This window comes from Streptomyces aurantiogriseus (genome assembly GCF_014649375.1).
GTDB classification, from domain to species: Bacteria; Actinomycetota; Actinomycetes; order Streptomycetales; family Streptomycetaceae; genus Streptomyces; species Streptomyces aurantiogriseus.
On sequence record NZ_BMSX01000005.1, the window covers coordinates 117,754 to 137,397 of the forward strand.

The following is a 19,644-nucleotide window of genomic DNA, read 5'->3' on the forward strand; positions in this document are numbered from 1 at the left end:
CCCGTCGTCAGTTCGCCGACGTACCGAAGGGGTACGGGCGGGGCTCGGGCCACCAGGGGGCCTGGTCCGGCTCGGCGCTCATGCGGTTGCGCAGGACACCGACGCCTTCCAGCTCGAGTTCGACGACGTCTCCGGGCGACAGCCGCCGGTCGATTTCCAGGCCGGAGCCGTTGGGGAGGGTGCCGGAGCCTATGAGGTCGCCGGGCTGAAGCCTGTCGCTGATGGAGACGTAGGCGAGCAGCTCTTCCGGCGTGTAGATCATTCCCTCGGCACTGGTCTCGCTCCAGACCTCGCCGTTGACGCGGACAACACCCTTGAGTCCGTCGACGGACGGCAACTCGTCGACGGTCGTGATCCACGGACCGATGCCATACGCGTAGTCCTTGCACTTCTGCGGGCCCATGCCCATGCCCATCTCGGGCCCCTGGACGTCACGGGCGCTGAAGTCGTTGAAGATCGTGACGCCGAACAGGTGGGCGCGGGCGTCGTCGGGGGTCAGGTTGCGGCCCGCGGCCGCGACGACGAGGCCCATCTCCAGTTCGTAGTCGACGAATTCGGAGTAGCCCGGGTAGGGAATCTCCTCGTCGTGGCCGTAGACCACTCCGGTGGATCCCTTGAAGTAGCCGGGCGTCTTGAACAGTTGGGGGTTGGGCAGTCCGCCGCCCACCTTCTCCGAGAACCCCTTCATGTGCGCTGGGAAGGTCAGTCCGTCACGGATGACCGGCGGGTCGACGGCCGCCACCCAGGACAGCCCCTCGATCGGCAGCGAAGCGTCGTCGTCGGCCCGGTCCACGGCCCAGTGGGCGGCGTCGAGGAACGCCGGCCCGGCGGCGATGGCGGCGGCCATGCTCGACGGGAAGTGGGCCGCGGCCAGTCGGCGGGCCGCCTCCGGCGTCGCGCGCTGTGCCTGCCTGCCCAGGGCATAGGCCCTGGCCAGGTCGACGACCCTGCCCTCGTCGGGCCGCACGGCGACGAGCCTGATCTGCTCGCCGTCGGGGGAAGGTGTTGAGATCCGGCCCAGCTTCATGTGTGCAGCTCCTCTATCTATCCGAAACGTTTCGTATCGTATGGCGAACAAATTGCCTTGTCGATCCCTTGCTGGCATGGGGATTGAGGCCGTGCGTGGGGTAGTTTGACTTCGTGGCTGTACGAAGCGAATCGAGTCGTCGAGCGATTCTCGACGCGACCATGGACCTCCTTGTCCGCGACGGCAGGCGCGCCATCACGGTGCAGAAACTGACCATGGAGGCGATCGCCAAGCGGGCCAAGGTCAGCAAGGCGACGATCTACCGGTGGTGGCCGAACAAGGCCGCGGTCGTCATCGACGCCTTCATGGAGAACCACCTGGCGCACACCCGCATCCCCGAAGGGGTGCCGGTCCGCGAGGCCCTCCTGACGCACCTCAAGTCGCTGATCTCCCGCTACGCCGGCCCGCAGGGCAAGCTGGTCGCCCAGATCATCGCCGAGGGGCAGTACGACCCCGAGACGATGGCCAACTTCCGCGCGCGGTTCTGGCAGGAGCGCGCCGCGGCCGTCGAGAAGCTGATGCGCAGGGGAATCGACGAGGGCGTCTTCCGGTCCGACCTCGATCCGGCGTCGGCAGCCCAGATGTTCTACGCCCCGGTCTACTTCCACCTCCTCTTCGGCGGCGTCCCGCTCGACGACGCGCTCGCGGAACAGCTCGTGGACCTGGGGATCCGCGGCCTGGCAGCGCATCCGTCGCCGGACGAGGAGTCCTGAGCCCCTCCGCCCGGCGGCGTGCCGAGCGCACCGCGGCACCTCGGGCCCGGGGGGTCACACCGGCGGTGCGATGAACAATCCCCGGTCCGGGTCGTTGAACATCTCCCTGGACACGAAGTCGTTCATCGGGTTGGAAGTCCCCCACACGTCCGAGGTCTCCGGGTCCTCGGTGCTGTACAGGTGGGGGTGCCAGGTGTCCTCGTCGAGGGTCTCCAGCTCCGTGGTGTACTCCATGGTGTTGCCGTTGGGGTCGTGGAAGTACGTGAAGGTGTTGTCCCCGGCGCGATGCCGTCCGGGCCCCCAGACCTTGTGGATCCCGTCGCGCATCAGGCGCCCGCTGCCGCGCATGTACTCCTCCAGGCCACGCATCTCGAAGGACGCGTGGTGCAGCGAGACATGGGGACAGCGTGCGATCGCCATGCTGTGGTGCTGGGGGTTGCAGCGCAGGAACCACATGATCCCGCCGAGCTGCGGGTGCACATTGGTGTCCGAGAGCCGGAAGTCCAGGTACTTCTCGTAGAAGGCCATCATGCGCTCGGGCTCCGGGGAGTTGAGCACGACGTGGGACAGCCGCACCGGGATGTCCTCGCGCTCCTCGATCCTGCGGTGGGTGCGGGCGGCCACCTCGGTGGAGATCTCGATGGTCCGCCCCTCCACGTCGAAGAACCGGAAGCCGTAGCCGCCGCCGGGCGTCTGGAGCGTGTCCGGCTCGCTGACCAGCTTCACGCCGTCGGTGGCGAGGCGGGTGGCGAGACCGTCCACTGCGGCACGGTCGGCGGCACCGAAGGAGACCAGGTCGAGGCGCTTGTCCTGGGAACGGCGGACCCGGACGACGTACTGCTCGGGCGAGCCCTCGGCGGCGAAGTAGGTGACATCGCCGTCGGAACCGACCTTGGTCAGCCCCCACTGCTGCTCGTAGAAGGCGACCTGCTTGTCGTAGTCCTGAACTGCGATGTCGACGTGCCGAAGGTGGGTGATGGGCTGGTCGGGCATGGTGAACTCCTGTGGGGGAAACAGTGTCTGCACGCGGGCGGGTCAGTGCTGTGCGGTGGTCTCTTGCCGCGGCGGGCTCATCTCGCGCCGGGGTTCCAGGGCGCCCGCGAAGGGCAGGAGCCGGAGCAGCGCTTCGAGCTGTTCGGGGGTGTGTGCCGTCCCGAGCACATAGCGGTCGGGACGGACCAGGACGGCAGGGGCCTCGACCGACGTGAGCAGTTGGCCGACGTGCTGGGGGGAGGTCAGTACGGCGACCTCGGGCTCCTCCTCCAGCGCCTTGCGTACGGGGTCGGGCAGCCCGGCCTGCAGTTCGGGCGTGGCCGCGAGCAGGAACCGGCGTCCCACGAGGTCGTCGAGACGTGTCCCGTCAGGCAGCATCGGCTGCATCGAGAGACGTCCGCCGTGCGGGTCGGCGGGGCCCGTGTGCACACCCGGGCCCAGGGCCGGTGCCGGCGGGTAGCTGTCGGCCGGATTGGCGCGGATGTGGGCGTCCCGCCGGGCAGCCATCACGGGGTCGGTGGTCTGGACGAGTCCGGCCATCGTCGCCGCCTGCTGGACCCAGTACCTGGCGTGGTCCTTGCGTTCGGACTCGTAGGTGTCGAGGAGGGACTCGGGGGCTCTGCCACGTGAGACGAGCCGGATCTTCCACACCAGGTTGGCCACGTCCCGCAGGCCGGCGCACAGTCCCTGGCCGAACAGCGGAGGTGCCAGGTGAGCGGCGTCACCCGCGAGGAACACATTGCCGACCCGCCATGACGTGGCCAGCCGTGCGCGGAAGGTGTAGATGACGCTGCGGTCGGGTTCGAAGTTCTGCGGCGTGAGAACACCTCGGCTCAACCGGGCGATGCCCGCCGGTGTGACGATCTCCTCCGGGTCGTCTCCGGGGAGGACTTTGAACTCCATGCGCACCCGGTCACCGGGAAGCCTGATCCAGAGCGCGGGACGGGTGTGCCGGCCGAGGAAGACCATGTCACCCTCGATCCCCGCCGTCCCTCGCAGGTGTCCGTCGACGACGAGCCACGGATCGTCGGTGCCGAGGTTCTCGCCGGGTATCCCGAGCGCGCGCCTGACGGTCGAGGTGGCGCCGTCACAGGCGATGACCCATCGCGCGGTGAGTGTCCGTGTCGTCCCCTCCGGTGTACGGACGGTGCAGCGGACCGAGTCATCACCTTGCTGGATGTCCAGCAGCGTGGTGCCGACCCGGAGTTCCACATCGGCGAGCCGTGCCACTTCGGCGCGCAGCAGCCCGTCGACCTCAGGCTGATGGAACAGGACCTCCGAGTGCCATGCCTGCGGACCCATCTGCCCCGTGGCATGGGACACCAGAGTCTCGCCCGCCTCGTTCTCCATACGGTAGTCGCACATCGGTTTGACCCGGGCGGAGAGCTCCTCTCCCAGGCCCATGGCCTGGAAGGAACGCACGGTCTCACCGTCGAAGTGCACGGCCCGCGCTTGTCGCCACAGCTCGGGCTCGCGTTCGATCCCCACGGCCCGCACACCGGCATGGCCCAGCAACGCAAGGGCCATCACCCCGACGGGTCCACCACCGACAACGATGACTTCACAGTCCTGTGACACCTGAACTCCATTAGCGGCTCTGGTACTTGGACGTACCGTTTGGTCTCTGCACCCCTGCGCGTCCGCCGGACGACTGTGCGCTCGGCGTCCGCGGCTCTAGCGGCCCGACGTGTGCCGTGGCACGGCCGGTCCGTCAGCGGCTCTGGTACTTGGACGTACCGTTTGGTCTCTGCACCCCCGCGCGTCCGCCGGACGACTGTGCGCTCGGCGTCCGCGGCTCTAGCGGCCCGGCGCGTGCCCTGGCACGGCCGGTCCGTCCACCGCGTCGGTGTCCGCGCCCGCCGGACGGGCGCGGTGCTCCTCGTGGCCGGCTCGTCCGGACAAGCCGCCCGGGACCGGATCGCTCCCCTCCGCCGGCTTACCGTCCGCCACCACGATCCGCACCCCCCGCCCGCGGAACTCGGCGATGACGTCGTCACCGCGCCGCACCGTGACCTCGCAGATCACTGAGCGGCCCTGCCAGGAGCGGGTCACCGCTTCGGCGATCAGGTCGTCACCGAGGTGGCCGGGGCGCCGGAAGGCGATGTCCGCGCTCGCCGTGACGACCGGCGGACCGAAGCTGTTGACGGCACACGCGAAGGTGGTGTCGGCCAGCGCGAACACGAGCCCTCCGTGCACGATCGCGTGACCGTTGACCATGTCCGGCCGGACCCGCATCCGTGCGCGCGCCCGCCCTTCGGCGGCCGAATCGACCTGTATTCCGAGGAGCTCGCGGGTACGGTCCTCGCTGAGCATGTGGCGCACGCTCTTGGCCACCTGACCGTCCGTGACGCGCCCCGCGTCGTCGCGATGACCGTCGGACGGGAACAGGTCGGGCGTCATGAACGCAGCTCCAGACCGAGCGGGCGGCCGTCGTACAGGTCATCGACACCAGGCGCGTGGTCGGGCATCATGCCGAGCTTGTCGCGCATCGTGAGGACGCACTGCAGACCGGCACGAGCAGGAGCCAGCGAGGCGGGGCGCGTGCGCAGCGCGGCCTGCGCCGAGGCCGGTCCGTACCCGCCTCGCGTCAGCACGTCCAGGATCTGTTCGTCCTCAGTGGCGTGCAGCCACTTTCGCGCCCTGTCGAGGGCCGTGAGGTAGAGCGAGAGGTTGTCCCGCCCCGCCTGCCGCGTCGTGGGACCGGCCACGACGGCCTGCCCAGGGAAGTCCGGCACCTCGTCCTCGACCGCGAGCAGCGAGACGAACCCCTCCTGTCGCGCCGGCTCGTCCAGCGGCGGCCCCAGCCACGCCGCATCGATCGACCGTGAGCGCAGGGCCTCGAAGCGCTCGCGCACTCCGCCCACCGGCTCGAACTCGTACGCGTCGGGCGGAAGGCCATGGTGACCGAGGAGATGACGCAACACGACGGCGAAGCCGTTGTCGGGCGCGTCCACGCCGAGCACGGCGCCCCGCAGGTCTTCCAGCCCCCTCACCGAGGGCTGTGCGACCAGCCGGAGCGGTGTCGTCGACTCGATCTCGGCGACGACCCGGAGGTCGCCTCCGCCGGAGTTCCAGACGACCAGGTTGTCGATAGCCGTGACGCCCACATCGACGTCGTCGGTCAGCAGTCGGTCACGCTGGTCCGTCGACGACTCGATCAGCACGGTCTCGACCTCAAGGCCGGCGTGAGCGAAGAAACCCAGCTCGTCGGCAACGACACATACGGGCGGCGGAACGAACACCGCCTGTCGAAAGCACGCCGTCATTGGAGTGCTCCTCTCTGCACGAGGTGCCCACACACTAGGTCAATCGAAACGGAACGTCTAGGATCGCAGCCGGTGATTTTTTATGGCCGCAGCGCCCCGCGACACGATCGCACGGCAGCCGATAAAACCTCACTTGACCTGGCGAAATGATGCTTCCGACGCGCGCCCCCACCCCTCCGTGCGCGCACCGGAACCCCCGCACAGCATGGGCAACCCCGCGCCTCATACGAAACGGTCCGTTTAGCATTCCCTTCGATGGAGAGCCGCCGTCGAGTCGGCCCGCCCCACGCAGCCGCCCTGAGAGGTGCATGACATGCCTGAAGCCGTCGTAGTCGCTGCCGCCCGCACGCCCATCGGGCGCGCCGTCAAGGGTTCCCTGAAGGATGTCCGCCCCGATGATCTCGCGGTGACGGCGGTCCGCGCGGCCCTCGACCAGCTGCCCGAACTGGACCCGACACGGATCGACGACCTTCATCTCGGCTGCGCCGAGCCGAGCGGCGAGCACGGTGCCAACATCGCCCGGCGGGTGGCCGTGCAGCTGGGGCTGGACGAGGTGCCCGGTACCACGGTCAACCGTTTCTGCTCATCCTCGTTGCAGACCGCCCGGATGGCCTACCACGCCATCAAGGCGGGAGAAGGCCACATCTTCGTCAGCGCGGGTGTGGAATGCGTCTCGCGCTACCGGCACTTCGGACCCACCGGAGCGGATGCCGACAACGCTTCGAACCCGGCATTCGAGCAGGCCAGGGAGCGCACCTCGGAGGACGCGCGAACCAACCGCCTGTGGACCGATCCCCGCTCCGACGGCCTGCTGCCCGACGTCTACATAGGCATGGGGCAGACCGCGGAGAACGTGGCGGGCCTCCACAAGATCAGCCGTCAGGAGCAGGATCACTACGCCCTGCGCAGCCAGCAGCTGTACGCCAAGGCCGCCGAGTCCGGGTTCCACGCCCGGGAGATCACCCCTGTCCGGCTGCCCGACGGCACGGTGATCGCCACCGACGACAGCCCGCGCCCCGGCACGACGTACGAGGCCCTCACAGGTCTGACGCCGGCCTTCCGGCCGGGCGGCACGGTCACCGCCGGAAACTCCTGCCCGCTGAACGACGGAGCCGCCGCCGTGGTCATCATGAGCGATGTCAGGGCGCGAGAGCTCGGCGTCACTCCCCTGGCCAGGATCGTGGCCACCGGCGTGTCCGCCCTGTCCCCCGAGATCATGGGCCTGGGGCCGGTCGAGGCCACACGACGGGCTCTCGCGCACGCCGGCCTGTCGGTCGGGGACATCGACCTGTTCGAGATGAACGAGGCGTTCGCCGTTCAGGTCATCGCCTCTCAGCGCGAACTCCGCATCCCGTTGGACAGGCTCAACGTGCACGGTGGGGCCATCGCGCTGGGACATCCGTTCGGCGCGACCGGCGCGCGCATCATGACCACCTTGATCAACGGGCTGCGTACGCGCGACGCACAGTGGGGCGTGGAGACCATGTGCGTCGGAGGCGGGCAGGGCATGGCCATGGTGCTGGAGCGCCTCAGCTGAGTACCCCGTCGCCTGCCTGGGGCCGCCTGTCAGCCGGACGGCCCCGGGCAGACGCCGACGCAGACGGGCGGCGCTTGGCGCGCACCCGCCTGCTCGAAGCCAAGCTGCGCGACTCACACGTGGAGGTCGGAAGGGAGGGCCTGGGGAACGCACCAGCCAACCCCTCCATACCCGACGAGACGAACCGGTCCTGCCGCCCGGCTGCTACGCCGGGCCGGGAGGCCCGACATCTGTCGACAGGGTCTGTACGGCCCGGGCGACGTCCACGCGGAGGTCGTCGAGGCTGTAGTCGGGGCCGAGGACCATGCGCCGCAGCTGGGGCATGGCGATGCTCCAGCCGGCCAGGGCGAGAGTGAAGAACACGCGGGTACGCGCGTCGCCGCCCTGCCCGCCGGACTCGGCGGCATCGATCTTGTCCTGGTAGTGGCGGGTGCGGGGCGCGCGGAGGATCTTCAGGTTGTCCCGAGGACGTCCTGTACGAAGGCCGGATCATTGAAGGGCCAGAGCCCCGCGCCGCGTGAACCCCTGCATCATGCCAAAGACTTCCGTCAGTCCTTGCCGACGACAACCACCTCGTCCTCGACCGACCAGCGGCGCCGCTCGGCTTTGGGCGGGTTGATCCGCACGCCGTAGCCGGGACTCGTCGACGCGTCGTCGTGGCTTCGGTAACCAATGGCGCATTCGCCGCGATGACGTGCCGCGGCCACGACTGTGGCGAAGGACGTCTCACGCCCCGGCAACACGTAGTCTGTGGCCGGCCGCAGGCGAACCCCGGTGCCGTCGGCGGAGAACAGTTCCTCGAACACCGCTGCCAAGTGCCGGTTCTGGGAGATCTGCGCCATGAGCAGGCCGATGAGCTTGCCACTGATGATCACGTCGGCTCCGGGGCCGATGGGGGCCAGCGCCCGGTTGCGGTCGTCGATCAGTTCGGTGACAACCGGCAGTTCGCGCCCAGTGGCCTCCTCCAGTTGGCGCAGAAGCAGGAGGGTGACGAGCGTGCGGTTGTCGGGGTCGTCCGGCGGCTGCTCGGGAGCGGGGTCCTGGCCCAGCACGATCACGCTGTCGTAGGAGTGAACGTCCAGACGTCGCAGGGTCTCGGGACGGGTGACGTCCCCGTGGTGCAGTGTCACGGTCAGGTCGGTGCCGCTGTGTGCGTCGGCCTCGCTCACCTGCCGGACTGTCACTTCATCACCGTTCGCCACCACGTCGACGGCTGATCCGGGCTGAGCGCGGCGGCGCAACTGGTCGACTATGAGCGGCGCTCGGCGATTCCAGCCCAGCAGGAGAACCCGCTCCGGTCGCGCGGGCGTCGCAGGGCCGGACGCCATCGCCGCCTTCTCGACCAACTCAGCGCAGTCTTCCAGCCAGGCCGTGTCGTCGTCACGGGAGATGACGATGAGCAGATCGTCCGGGGCCATGGGTGTCTGCGGTGGCGGGTTGAGCAGGGGGGTGCCTCCTCGCATCATCCCGACGACGCTCGACGTCGGGTAGGACAGCATCGCGTCGCCGAACGGTCGGTCGGCCAGGGTCGGCTCGGTGATCAGGTAGAACTCGTCGCCGGCGAAGTCCAGGAGTTCCTGGTGGACGAGGGAGAGCCCGGGCCGGCGGGCGGCCTGGACGATCAGCCGGGCGGTGACGGTGTCGCTCTCGAGGACCACGCCGCCCGGTCCGGCGGCGAGACAGGCGGCCAGGCGGTAGCGGTCGTCCCGGACGGCGGCGACGATAGGCGGACGGGTTCCCCCACCGGCCAGGGCTGCCCTGAGCGCCAGCAGCGTCTTGACCACCTCGGCGTCGGCGTCGGGCTCGTCGTGGGGCAGGAGCAGCACGACACCGGCCGTGGCCGGACTGGTCAGGCTGAGCACGGCCGGGTCGGTAGTGGGGCCGCTGCGGCAGATCAGCCGCGTACGGCCGACGGGACCCACCTTCGTGCTCAAGGCCTCCTCCATGGCGGTCTTGTCCCGGTCGGCCAGCACGGCCACCGCCGCCCGCCGCTGGTTGGCATTGGCGGCCACCAGCTCGCTCACCACCGTGAAGACCTGCTCCGACCACCCCAGGACCACGGCGTGCCCGTGTTCGAGCACGGTGGAACGGCCCCGTCGCAACGCGGTGAGCCGCTCCGTGAGCGCGGTCGTGATCAGGCCGACGAGCGTCGAGACGTACAGCAGAGCGACCAGTGCGAGCAGCACCGACATCATCACTCGCAGCGGCGTACCCGTCGCACCGCCCAGCCGCAGTGTCTCCCCGGTGAGGTGCCATACCTGCGCCAGCCGCTCCGCCAGGGACGCCGGCGCGCGGGGGTCGGTCCACACCAGCACCGCACTGGCCGGGACGACGATGGACAGACACAACAGCGCCATCCAGCCGACGAGAGCGGACGCACCGCGAGCCAGCGTGCTGTCGAACCAGTAACGGGCTCTGTCGCCGAACCGATTGCACCACTGCGCCAACCTTCCCCCCTCCGTAGCCCCGCACTCTCGTGAGGCCGGGTCGGCGCCGCGTACGCGATGCGCCGCGCAGGCCCGCCGGAGAGCACGAATGTGAATACGCATGTGGCAGTGTGGGGAATCGATCGCGGCGGCAGTCGGAGTTTGCTCAGCATTCATCCCTTCGGGTTTCCCCAGCCGTCCACGTCGGCGGACCTGCTGTGACGTAAGGGTTCGTCGCCATCGTCGCTATCGGATGCCCAGCCGCAGACGCCGCTCGACGAGGGCTTCACACGTCACCGGGGAACAGGGGCCTTCTACGACGGCGGCCACGAAGTAGAGCGGGAACGTTCCGCACGCCGCGCGACGAGATCGTCTCGCGCATGACCCCCGTGCCTGAATCGCGGCCGGCGGGGCCGGCAGCGGTTCAGGTGCCGTCGTCGCTCAGTACCTTTGAGGCGGAGGCGATCTCGTCCTGCCAGGCGTCACGCTCGTCCTTGGGCAGCAGGGGTGTGATGTCCTCCGCGAGCGGCATCAGATCGGACGGGTGAGAGGCGATCACGTGCGCCGCTCCGCTGAGCAGCCGGGGCCGGAGGGGCGCGGCGCGGGCGATCATGGTGAGGCCGTGTCGTACCTGGTCCTTGTCGAGGTGGGGTGAGGTGAGGGCCCAGTTGACAAACTCGCCCTCGGACGCCTCCTCCACCCCGGCCATGAGGTGGGCTATGAGCGCGTCGGGACCGATGCCGCCCCAGAAGCCGTTTCCCATGGAGGGGTAGAGCTCGCGGAGCGTGCGCTGAAGAGCGAGGCCCGTGGGCCCGTCCAGCGGGTGCGGGAAGCCGCGGTGGTGGAAGTCCCAGGCAGTGCGGATCGCCGCGCCGGCCTGCCGCCGGTCGACGGCGCAGGCCATGCGCTGAACCGCGACCAGCTCCTCGCGCAGGTCCTGGGGAAGGTGAGCCAGACCGTTCGCCCCAAAGGCACGGTCCCAGTACTTGGCCTCGTGGGCGAGCAGCACCTGAGCGGGTGTCAAGCTGTCGGCCAGTCCGTCCGACGTGCCCGCGAGAACCCCGGCGAGGGCGTCCATGTGAACGGCGAGGATCCCGCTCCCGTCGTCGGCCGGCGGCGGGCCGGGCAAGCGGGCCAGGTCGGTGATCTCGCCCGGATCCCAGTCATCGCGCAGACCGGCCCGGCGCAGCATGGCGAGGCATTGGCCGAAGGCGAGCACCGCCTGCTCACGGACCTCGCTCACCTCGTGCTGCCGGAAGACGTCCCGCGGGGCCACCGCGATCACCGGTCCGCCAGCCATCGGTGCGTACCGGGCCCGGACCAGCTCCCACCAGGCCGGCACGGCACGGGCGAGCAGCAGCAGCCGTACGGGCTTCCCTGGCGGCCGGTGCCTGGCGAGGGTGGCCATGAGCTGCTCAACCTGGTCACGGCGGGTCTCGGCGTAGTCGACGACGACGAGCGTGGGCCGGATCAGATGCCGCAGCATGGTGTACGGGGCTTGCGGATCGAGCTGCAGGAACCCTGCCGACCAGGGCACGGCGGGGCCGCCCGCTGCGTGCTCAGCCTCCGGCCGCCGCTGGGACACGCGGCGCGCGAGCTCGACGGCGAGGCGGGTCTTGCCGACCCCGCCAGGGCCGTGCACGACGGCCACGCTGACCGTCGGACCGGTGGTGCACCAGTCGGACAGCCGGGTCAGCTCGGTGGCCAGGCCGACGAAGGGTACGACCTCGGAATGCGGCGAGAGCAAGTAGGAGGCGGCGGCCACAGGCTGCGGATGTCCCTCGAAGAGCGGGTCGAGATCGGCCGGCTCGAGCCGGGGCCAGGTGCCGCACGCCTGCTGCACGAGTGCGCAGAATTGCCGGTCGTCCAGCAGCTCACGGACGGGAAGGGCGTCCAGACGGCCGTGCCCCCACCCGGTCGGCGCAGTAGTGACCAGCCCGATCAGCAGGTCGTCGCAGAACACCCCGGCACCTGACATCCCCTGCCATGGGGAGGCCGCGCCCTCGAGGTCCTGCGGGGGCTGCCGGTCGACCTGGAGGCTGTAGGTGCGCGAGGCGTTGTCGACGACGTTGATCCTGCCGGTGACGACGTGCTCCGCCCGATACCAGCGATCCTCACCCACACAGCTTCCCTGGACACGCCGCACACCAGCAAGCGGCCGGCCCACCGCCGAGCACTCCGGCGGCATCGCGGGCCGCACGCAGGTGAGTTCCCCCCACCGAACCGGCGCGAACTCCCCGCCGAGATCCTGAGGCCGGCATGCAAGCAGAGCCGCGTCGCCCCGGTGCCAGATCACCTCGGCCACCGCCCGACCCGCTTCAGCCCCACCATCCATGACCCGGACGACGACAGGCGCATCCTCCAACCCCACAACCGGCCGGACCACGTGATACGCCGTCAGAACCAAGCCCGGCGCGACGACACATCCGGCGCCCACACCACCGGCGTACTCCACCGATGCCGCACGGTCCCATCCCATCTGCGCCGCCCCTCTTACTGGAACGCTCTCCCGCCCGGCAGGTCGCCCACCTGCCCCTGGTCACCGATCAGCACCTGCCGGCCCGCGCCAGTGCCAGCCACGGCAGCGCCGCCTTCAGCGACCTCCAAAGTGACGGTCATACGATGGGTGGCGGTTCCGGCACGCTCACCGCGCGCTTCGCCGGAGACCACGAACGCCTTCACGCCGCCACCCGCCGAGGCCGTCCTGCGAATCTCGATCCCCAGGTCGAGGACGATCTCCTTCACCGTGAAACGGATCGCCGAGTCGGCGCCCTCCTGCTGAGCGGCCGCGAGCCCGGCACGGACCGCCTTGACCGCCTCGGACAACTCCGTCCCGTCCACTTGTTCCACGCCTGCCCCCTCGCCCGACCCACCTTCGTCCAGTGTGCCTGAGGAAACCGCGATACGCGGGCGAGTCAGCGCCTCAGCGGACAGCACAACTCGCCTGGGGCGTACCGAATTTGCCCCCATCTGCTCGGCGAGAAGCGGAAGAGACGTCGGCACGGCGGTCAGCCAGCGCTTTCCCGCCACCTGTTCCACCGGGCTTCCCCCGCGGGCGCGGGGGAAGCCCGGATGAGGCGGTCAGGTTCCAGCTGCACGAGACGTCATCCCCGGGCACGCGGGTGTCTGTAAGCACTTCTTTGGGCTCCACCGCACGGAACTGAAGTGGCTCCAGGCGTAAGAAGTTGATCTGGCTCCACTCTGCTCTGCCCTCATGGCCCTGCATGGATCTTGGACCTCGGGATAGGGTCCGGTGGGAGGTGCGGGGTAATGAGTTTCCGGCTGGCGGCGTACGCCGTGTGCATCGAGGGCGGGCGGGTGCTGCTCGCCCATCACGTGCCGCCGAAGGGCGAGAGCAACTGGACCCTTCCGGGTGGCAGGGTCGAGCACGCGGAGGATCCGTTCGACGCGGTGATCCGGGAGGTCGCCGAGGAGACCGGCTGCGACGCGGTGGTCGAACGCCTGTTGGGTGTGGACTCCCGGGTGATCCCCGCGGCCGAACGTGCCATCCCCGGCGGACCAGAGCATCAGAACGTTGGCGTCTTCTACCAGGTTCGTATCACCGGGGGCCAGCTTCGGCCGGAGCCGAACGGCGCAATCGCTGAGTCGGTCTGGACTCCGATTCCCGATGTCGCTTGTCTGCGCCGGTCATCGCTGGTCGACATTGGCCTCGCCTTGGCTCAGACGCTTCCGGCAACCGGCCACGTCGCTGCCGTCCCGGTCGGCGGCCTGATCCTGCACTGAGGCGCCATCACCATCCTCGTGTGCGTCGAGAACGTCAACGGATGGTTGCGGTGAGGGCTGGGTGACCGCCGCAGGCTGTCACAGAGGTCACCTCCTTCTCGTCAGGTTGTTTGTTGCCACGCTGATCCTGAACCTGGTGAAGCGATGATCCCCCCTCCGGACGGGCCGATGGCGGCCGAACTCACCGGTGGCTTTGACACCCTGCCTGCGATGGGGGCCGCGGTGACCCCATTCCAACGCCCTGCTGAGCATGGAAGGACGACGGAGAGCGTGACCTGCCAGGCCGCGGCGACCTCGCGTACGGCCTGGCGGCCGCAGCCGGGCAGCATCCGGTGCACCGCTCGCGGCGAAAGCCAGTTCCCCATCCCGGTGTTGACCCGGGCGCCCCACGTCATGACGTTGACCGCGTCCCGTTCTCCGCTCTCGTCGACACGGCTTCCTGGCCGGTACGCCCGGACGACCAGCCCGGCCTCGGCGGCCCGCGCACACAGGGCCTCGGCGAGCGCCGGGTCCGCGACGAACGCCCTTTGCCGCCGTGGCAGTTCATGGAGTTCGGCGAGATCGCCGGGCTGGAGCCCTCGGTGAGGAACCCTGCATCGTTGGCGGCCGCGAGAACCTCCAGCAGCGGTACGCTGCGGGCGCCGCGGCAGGAGGAGCCGAAGTCTCCACGACACCGGGCAGGGCCTCTTCGACGGTCTCGTCCTGCCACAGCTTCTACGGCTGGAACCAGTACAGCCCGAAGCCGACTCCGCCGACCGCCACCACCAGCACCGCGATGACCAACGGACTGGTCAGTACCTTCCGCACGCGCTCCATCCCCGCCTCGTCTCCTGGGAGTTTGTCTGCCGCTGCCCCATTCAACGGAAGGGGCAGCCGTCCCACACCCCGCAGGTGATGACGGAATCCTTACGCCGCACCGTCGCATTCAGCGGTGTTCGGGGTTGTCCGCCCCCGGTCGGCGGCCGGCGTCCCACTCCGAGCGCTGGTTGCCGTAGGCCGGGAGGCCTCCTGCGCGTTTGAGCAGGACCGCCAGGTGCATCAGATTCCAGGTCATGAAGCTGGTGTTGCGGTTGGTGAAGTCGTTGTCCGGGCCGCCCGAACCGGGGTCTGCGGTGCAGGATCAACCGCCCCCAACCGGCGCGGGGCAGGCGGCAGTCCGGCAGCGCTGCCGCGACCGCCTCCTCCGGGCGAAGACCGGCGTAGTACATGCCGGCGAAGAACCCGACCAGCCGACGGCCACGACCCCGCCGGTATCCGCCCACGTAGGAGACGGCGCTCAGCAGCTCCCGTGCCCCGTACGGGTTGGCCACCGCCCGCGGATCCACCGAGACCGACGGCTTGGGCACCCGCCACCGGATCTTCTCCAGCGGATGACTGCCCAGCTCGCCTCTCTCCACGACGTAGTGGAGCGCGTGCACCAGCACCTTGCGCTTGCGGCGCATCGTCTCCACGGCCGCCTGGCCGCCGTCCAGCTTGCGGCGCAGCGACTCCAGCACATCGCGCGCCAGGACCGGGTCATGCAGGCCGATCAACGGCCGGGACGCCTTCGCCACCCACTGCAGCACCAGCCGGTCCTCCGCCGGCAACTCCCGTTGCTCCGGCCCGGGTACGACTTGGTGGGTCGTTACCGTTTCGGCCTGGACACTACGGCTCCGGTTCGGGCGACTGATCGCAGACTGCCATGGCAGCGCCCGCCGTCGCGTCTCGACAGCCTGCACCCCGGTGGCTCAGGGCTACGTCCCGAGCACCACAGCTCCCTTTCGCGCTCGCGCAGTCACGGCGCAGCACAGGCGGTATCGGGCGTAAAGCCACTGAAGAATGGAAAGAGGCTATACGGCGAACCTGGGGAGTGGTCGGGCACGCCCGGGATGCCGGGCTGACGTGCGGCTGGAGGGGCTGGGCATGGGCGGGCATCCCTTGTATCTGAAGCCGCGGCTGGGCCCGCGGCTCGGCTCGTTGTTGGAATCCCCTGGCGTGCTCAACACGCTCACCGATGCCCTCGGGTCTCCACTGCACGTGGTGATCCCTGACCAGATCGCCGCCAACCTGGAGCAGTTCCGGTCGGTGTACGGCAGGCATCACCTGTCCGGCCAGGTGTTCTTCGCTCACAAGGGCAGCCGGTCCAGTGCCCTGCTGCGGCGGCTGGCCGCCACGGACGCCGGCGTGGACGTCGCGTCGTTGGGCGAGCTGCAGCACGCGCTCGGCGCCGGCTTCACCCCTGACCGGATCCTCGCCACCGGGCCGAAGAACCCGGAGTTCCTGTGGCTGGCTGCACGCACCTCGGTCACCGTCAGCGTCGACAGCCGCGATGAACTGGAGCAACTGTCCGCGCTCATACGCAAGTGCAGCCTTCCGCGCGCCGACGTCCTGTTGCGCCTGTCGGGCTTCGACGTGCCCGGCGTGCGGGTGCTGAGCCGACGCAGCCGGTTCGGTACGCCGGCAGCGGAGCTGGTTCCCCTGCTGGAGGCGGCCGAGCGGCACAGTGACGCGGTGGACCTGGTGGGGATGGCGTATCACCTGGACACGACGAGTCTCGCCGAGAAGGCGACCGCGCTCGAAGGCTGCCTGCGGGCTCTGGAGGAGTGCCGCAGTCGGGGGCTGCGGCCCTGTGCCGTGGACATCGGCGGCGGCTTCGGCATCAGCTACCTGGCCGACGGCGAACAGTGGGAGCGGTACACGACCGAACTCACCGCCGCAGTCCTGGGCGCGCGTCCGCCCCTGACCTGGGGCGGGCACGGCTATGGCCTGCGCAACGAGGGGGGCACGCTGCGCGGGAGTCTCGGGCTGTACCCCGCCCACCGGCCGGTCGCCGGAGCCCGGTACCTCGACCAGTTGCTGTCCCACCCGGCCGCGTCGCTGGGCGGCCGCCCGCTGGGCGCGCTGCTGGTGGAGCACCTGTACGACCTGCACACCGAACCCGGGCGGGCGCTGTTGGACCAGTGCGGGCTGACCCTCGCGAAGGTGCTGGAGGTGCGCGAGCAGGAGCCCGGCGGGGAGCTCCTCGTGCGGCTGGCGGCGAAGGCCGACGACGTGGGCCTGGAGGAGCACGGGGTGCTGATGGACCCCGTCCTCATCCCCCGGCCGGACAGACGCACTGCTGACCAGCCCGTGGCCGTCCATCTCTTCGGCAGCCTGTGCCTGGAGACCGACCTGATCACCCGGCGTACGGTCTTCCTGCCCCGTCGCCCCGAGCCGGGCGACCTGCTGGCCTTCGTCAACACCGCCGCCTACTGCATGGACTTCCATGCCACCCGCGCCCAGCAGCAGCCGGTCGCACGCAAGGTCGCGGCCTGGCAGGAGGGCGGCTCGTGGCGCTGGTGTCTGGATGATCAGTACTGGCCGACCACATCCGTGGGGGGAGCTCAGTGAGGTACGACAGCATCACCGAGGCCATCGGCAACACCCCGCTGGTGCGCATCGACCCGGCCGTGCACGGTCTGACGCACATCGATCTGTACGCCAAGCTGGAGCTGCTGAACCCGTTCGGGTCGGTCAAGGACCGGGCCGCGTGGAACATGGCGCGCCCGCACCTGGCTGACGCGGCCGAACTGGGCAGCCAGGTCGTCGAGTTGTCCAGCGGCAACACCGCCAAGGCCCTCGCCGTCCTCGCGGGCATGCACGGCCTGACCTTCAAGAGCGTCACCAACCGGATGCGTGTGCCGGAGATCAAGGACCTGCTGCTGTTGCTCGGCGCGGAGATCGAGGAACTGCCGGGCCAGAGCGAATGCCTGGACCCGACCGCGACCGACGATCCGCTGACCCTCTTCCACCGGACGATCTCCGGGCAGGGCAACGCGTACCTGCACACCGACCAGTACTTCAACCCACGCAACACCGAGGCCCACCTCACCGGCACGGGCCCGGAGATCGTCAAGGACCTCGACGGCCGGGCACCCGAGTGGTTCATCGCCTGCGTCGGCACCGCCGGATCCTCCACCGGCGTCGCCCACGTCCTTAGGGAAAACGATCCTGCGGTGCGGGTGGTCGGGCTGGTCGCGGCCAAGTCCGATTTCATCCCCGGCATCCGCACCATCGACGAGGCGCACGAGGTCGGTTTGTTCGACCCCGGGACGTACGACACGATCGAGGCGGTCAGCACCGACGAGGCCATCGAGGGAATGCTGACCCTCAACCGCCGGTGCGGCATCCTGGCAGGTCCCACCGGCGGCGCCGCCTATTTCGGCGCCGTACGCCACTTGCGTGCGGTCGACGGTGAGCTGACGCAGCGCCAGTCAGCGGTGTTCATCGTCTGCGACCGGGTCGAGAGCTACCTGAGCTACGTCCGGCAGCGGCGTCCCGACCTGTTCGGGCGCCCCCGCCGCCCGAACTCCCCGGCCGATCTGACCGACGCCGAGATACGCACGGCCCCGAGCGTCGGCGTGGCCGACGCCCAGGCGTGGATCGCCACCGGCCGACCGCTGGTGGTGGACCTGCGCAGCCCCTTCGCCTACGCCGCGCTGCACATCGACGGCTCGGTCAACATCGTCGACGAGGTCTTCGAGGAACTCCTGCGTGGCGGCCTGCCCTTCAGCCGCAGCCGACCGGTGCTGCTGGCCTGCCCGGTGGGCGAGAAGTCCGCCCGCTATGCGGCGTTGCTGACCCGGATGGGGCATCCGGATGTCCGCAGTCTGGCCGGCGGCATCATCGCCTGGCGCGACGCGGGCGCACCCCTGGTACGGGACTGACCCCATGACCGCATCCGGCATGGGTACCCAAGGTGGCGCCACCCTCGAGGAATTGGCGGCATGGCAGCGTGCTCTGCGCGCCCAGTTCCCGATCATCACCAGCCACCCGGACCTGGCCTACCTGGACAGCGCCGCCACCGCGCAGAAGCCGCAGGCCGTCCTCGACGCCGTCCAGACCTACCTCACCGCCACCAACGCCAACGCCGGACGCGGCACCTACACCTGGGCCAACCGGACCACGGACCTGGTCGAGCAGACCCGCGACCGGGTCAGGCTGTTCCTCCACGACCCGGACCCGGAGCAGTCGGCTGTCCACTTCACCAGCGGCGCCACCGAAGGGCTGCGCACCATCGCCCGCGACTGGCTCCCGGCGTTCCTCGCCGACGGCGACGAGATCATCGTCCCCGCCGGCGACCACCAGGCCAACGTCGCACCCTGGCTGGAAGCCCAGCAGCTGCTGGCCGGCCAGGGCGTGCACGTCCACGTCCGCCCGATGCCCTATCAGCAGAGCTCCGGCGACTACGACCACACCGCGCTGGCCGACCTGGCCGGGCCGCGTACCCGATTCGTCGCCCTCACCCACGTCCACCACGTGTACGGCGGCAACATGAACGTCCACCGCATCCGCCAGGTGGTCGGCCCGGAGGCGGTCCTCTGCCTGGACGCCGCCCAGAGCATCGGCCACCTGCCGGTGTCCGTGGCAGAACAGGGCGAACTCGACGTCGACTTCGTCGTCTTCTCCGGGCACAAGGCCATGGCCCTCCCCGGCACGGGAGCCGTCTGGGCCCGCCAGGCGCGCGGCCCGGCGTTCACCCCCGGCGGCTGGTCGGGCACCCCCAACACCGTCGGCATCGCCTCCCTGACGGCCGCCCTGGACTGGCTGGACACCGCAGGCATCGACCGGATCGAACGTTGGACGGTGGCGCTGGCGGCCCGGCTCACCGACGGGCTGCGCCACCTGGACGCCTACGAGATCCTCGGCTGCCAGACCAGTCTGGCCGCCGGCTCCCCCGTCCAGCAACGCCACGGCATCGTCACCTTCCGGCACCGCGCCATCGACTCCGGCGACCTCGGGTTCATCCTCTTCAGCCACGGCTTCATGGTCCGCTCCGACCACCACTGCCAGGGCAGCGCGGGCGAGAAGACCGGCTCCGTACGCGTGAGCCTGCACGTCTACAACACCGTTGAGGAGATCGACCGGCTGCTGTCCGTCCTCGCCTCGCTCGCATGACACCCGCGCTTACCTGGCACGG

General features: G+C 69.8%; 16 protein-coding genes and 1 pseudogene. 6 read left to right on the forward strand and 11 right to left on the reverse strand.

What is annotated here, in order from left to right:
• Positions 1 to 7: 7 nt before the first annotated feature.
• Positions 8 to 1,027 carry a fumarylacetoacetate hydrolase family protein gene (locus IE263_RS12910; protein WP_189935598.1) on the reverse strand — a complete coding sequence of 340 codons (1,020 nt, stop codon included), beginning with the start codon at positions 1,025 to 1,027 and terminating at the stop codon, positions 8 to 10.
• A 113-nt stretch (positions 1,028 to 1,140) separates the two neighbouring features.
• Here IE263_RS12910 and IE263_RS12915 point away from each other — a divergent pair, with 113 nt between their 5' ends.
• Positions 1,141 to 1,740: a TetR/AcrR family transcriptional regulator gene (locus tag IE263_RS12915; RefSeq protein ID WP_268256017.1), complete on the forward strand. Its 600-nt coding sequence runs from the start codon at positions 1,141 to 1,143 to the stop codon at positions 1,738 to 1,740.
• A 54-nt stretch (positions 1,741 to 1,794) separates the two neighbouring features.
• On the opposite strand, the gene IE263_RS12920 is transcribed toward IE263_RS12915, so the two are convergent.
• The 4 genes from IE263_RS12920 to IE263_RS12935 all read right to left on the reverse strand — a co-directional run bounded on the left by IE263_RS12920 (position 1,795) and on the right by IE263_RS12935 (position 5,999).
• On the reverse strand, positions 1,795 to 2,733 hold the full coding sequence (locus IE263_RS12920; protein WP_189935602.1) for a VOC family protein: 939 nt from the start codon (positions 2,731 to 2,733) through the stop codon (positions 1,795 to 1,797).
• A gap of 42 nt (positions 2,734 to 2,775) precedes the next feature.
• Entirely contained in the window at positions 2,776 to 4,311 is a 1,536-nt protein-coding gene (locus tag IE263_RS12925; RefSeq protein ID WP_189935604.1) for a bifunctional 3-(3-hydroxy-phenyl)propionate/3-hydroxycinnamic acid hydroxylase, read from the reverse strand.
• Between the two features lie 219 nt (positions 4,312 to 4,530).
• Positions 4,531 to 5,133 carry a hotdog fold thioesterase gene (locus tag IE263_RS12930; protein ID WP_229910949.1) on the reverse strand — a complete coding sequence of 201 codons (603 nt, stop codon included), beginning with the start codon at positions 5,131 to 5,133 and terminating at the stop codon, positions 4,531 to 4,533.
• Positions 5,130 to 5,999: an ABC transporter substrate-binding protein gene (locus IE263_RS12935; protein WP_189935606.1), complete on the reverse strand. Its 870-nt coding sequence runs from the start codon at positions 5,997 to 5,999 to the stop codon at positions 5,130 to 5,132. Before IE263_RS12935 ends, IE263_RS12930 begins: the two co-directional genes overlap by 4 nt.
• Before the next feature lie 313 nt (positions 6,000 to 6,312).
• Here IE263_RS12935 and IE263_RS12940 point away from each other — a divergent pair, with 313 nt between their 5' ends.
• The gene (locus IE263_RS12940) at positions 6,313 to 7,536 is read left to right on the forward strand and encodes an acetyl-CoA C-acetyltransferase (protein WP_189935608.1); all 1,224 of its coding nucleotides are present in this window, start codon (positions 6,313 to 6,315) and stop codon (positions 7,534 to 7,536) included.
• A gap of 204 nt (positions 7,537 to 7,740) precedes the next feature.
• Here the strand turns inward: IE263_RS12940 and IE263_RS12945 are convergent, their stop codons facing one another.
• The 4 genes from IE263_RS12945 to IE263_RS12960 form a co-directional block, all read right to left on the reverse strand.
• Positions 7,741 to 7,899: a hypothetical protein gene (locus tag IE263_RS12945; protein ID WP_229910950.1), complete on the reverse strand. Its 159-nt coding sequence runs from the start codon at positions 7,897 to 7,899 to the stop codon at positions 7,741 to 7,743.
• Between the two features lie 185 nt (positions 7,900 to 8,084).
• A complete protein-coding gene (locus tag IE263_RS12950) occupies positions 8,085 to 9,983 on the reverse strand; it encodes a CASTOR/POLLUX-related putative ion channel (protein WP_189935610.1) in 1,899 nt (632 codons plus the stop codon).
• Positions 9,984 to 10,386: 403 nt separating this feature from the next.
• On the reverse strand, positions 10,387 to 12,441 hold the full coding sequence (locus IE263_RS12955) for a trypsin-like peptidase domain-containing protein (protein WP_189935612.1): 2,055 nt from the start codon (positions 12,439 to 12,441) through the stop codon (positions 10,387 to 10,389).
• Between the two features lie 14 nt (positions 12,442 to 12,455).
• Positions 12,456 to 13,001 (reverse strand): trypco2 family protein, encoded by a 546-nt coding sequence (locus IE263_RS12960; RefSeq protein ID WP_189935614.1) that lies wholly within the window; start codon positions 12,999 to 13,001, stop codon positions 12,456 to 12,458.
• A gap of 231 nt (positions 13,002 to 13,232) precedes the next feature.
• Between IE263_RS12960 and IE263_RS12965 the strand changes: the two genes are divergently transcribed.
• A complete protein-coding gene (locus IE263_RS12965; protein WP_189935615.1) occupies positions 13,233 to 13,706 on the forward strand; it encodes an NUDIX hydrolase in 474 nt (157 codons plus the stop codon).
• A gap of 101 nt (positions 13,707 to 13,807) precedes the next feature.
• On the opposite strand, the gene IE263_RS49985 is transcribed toward IE263_RS12965, so the two are convergent.
• Positions 13,808 to 14,380, reverse strand: coding sequence for a DUF6919 domain-containing protein (locus IE263_RS49985; protein WP_373311967.1), 573 nt, complete (start codon positions 14,378 to 14,380; stop codon positions 13,808 to 13,810).
• A gap of 251 nt (positions 14,381 to 14,631) precedes the next feature.
• Positions 14,632 to 14,814, reverse strand: a pseudogene (locus tag IE263_RS48430) (flavodoxin family protein); the annotation flags it as partial.
• A gap of 794 nt (positions 14,815 to 15,608) precedes the next feature.
• Here IE263_RS48430 and IE263_RS12980 point away from each other — a divergent pair.
• The 3 genes from IE263_RS12980 to IE263_RS12990 are packed head-to-tail and all read left to right on the forward strand — an operon-like array spanning position 15,609 to position 19,622.
• Positions 15,609 to 17,075: a Y4yA family PLP-dependent enzyme gene (locus tag IE263_RS12980; protein WP_189935617.1), complete on the forward strand. Its 1,467-nt coding sequence runs from the start codon at positions 15,609 to 15,611 to the stop codon at positions 17,073 to 17,075.
• Positions 17,072 to 18,391, forward strand: coding sequence for a pyridoxal-phosphate dependent enzyme (locus tag IE263_RS12985; protein WP_189935619.1), 1,320 nt, complete (start codon positions 17,072 to 17,074; stop codon positions 18,389 to 18,391). Before IE263_RS12980 ends, IE263_RS12985 begins: the two co-directional genes overlap by 4 nt.
• A gap of 19 nt (positions 18,392 to 18,410) precedes the next feature.
• On the forward strand, positions 18,411 to 19,622 hold the full coding sequence (locus IE263_RS12990; RefSeq protein WP_229910951.1) for an aminotransferase class V-fold PLP-dependent enzyme: 1,212 nt from the start codon (positions 18,411 to 18,413) through the stop codon (positions 19,620 to 19,622).
• Positions 19,623 to 19,644: the final 22 nt, after the last annotated feature.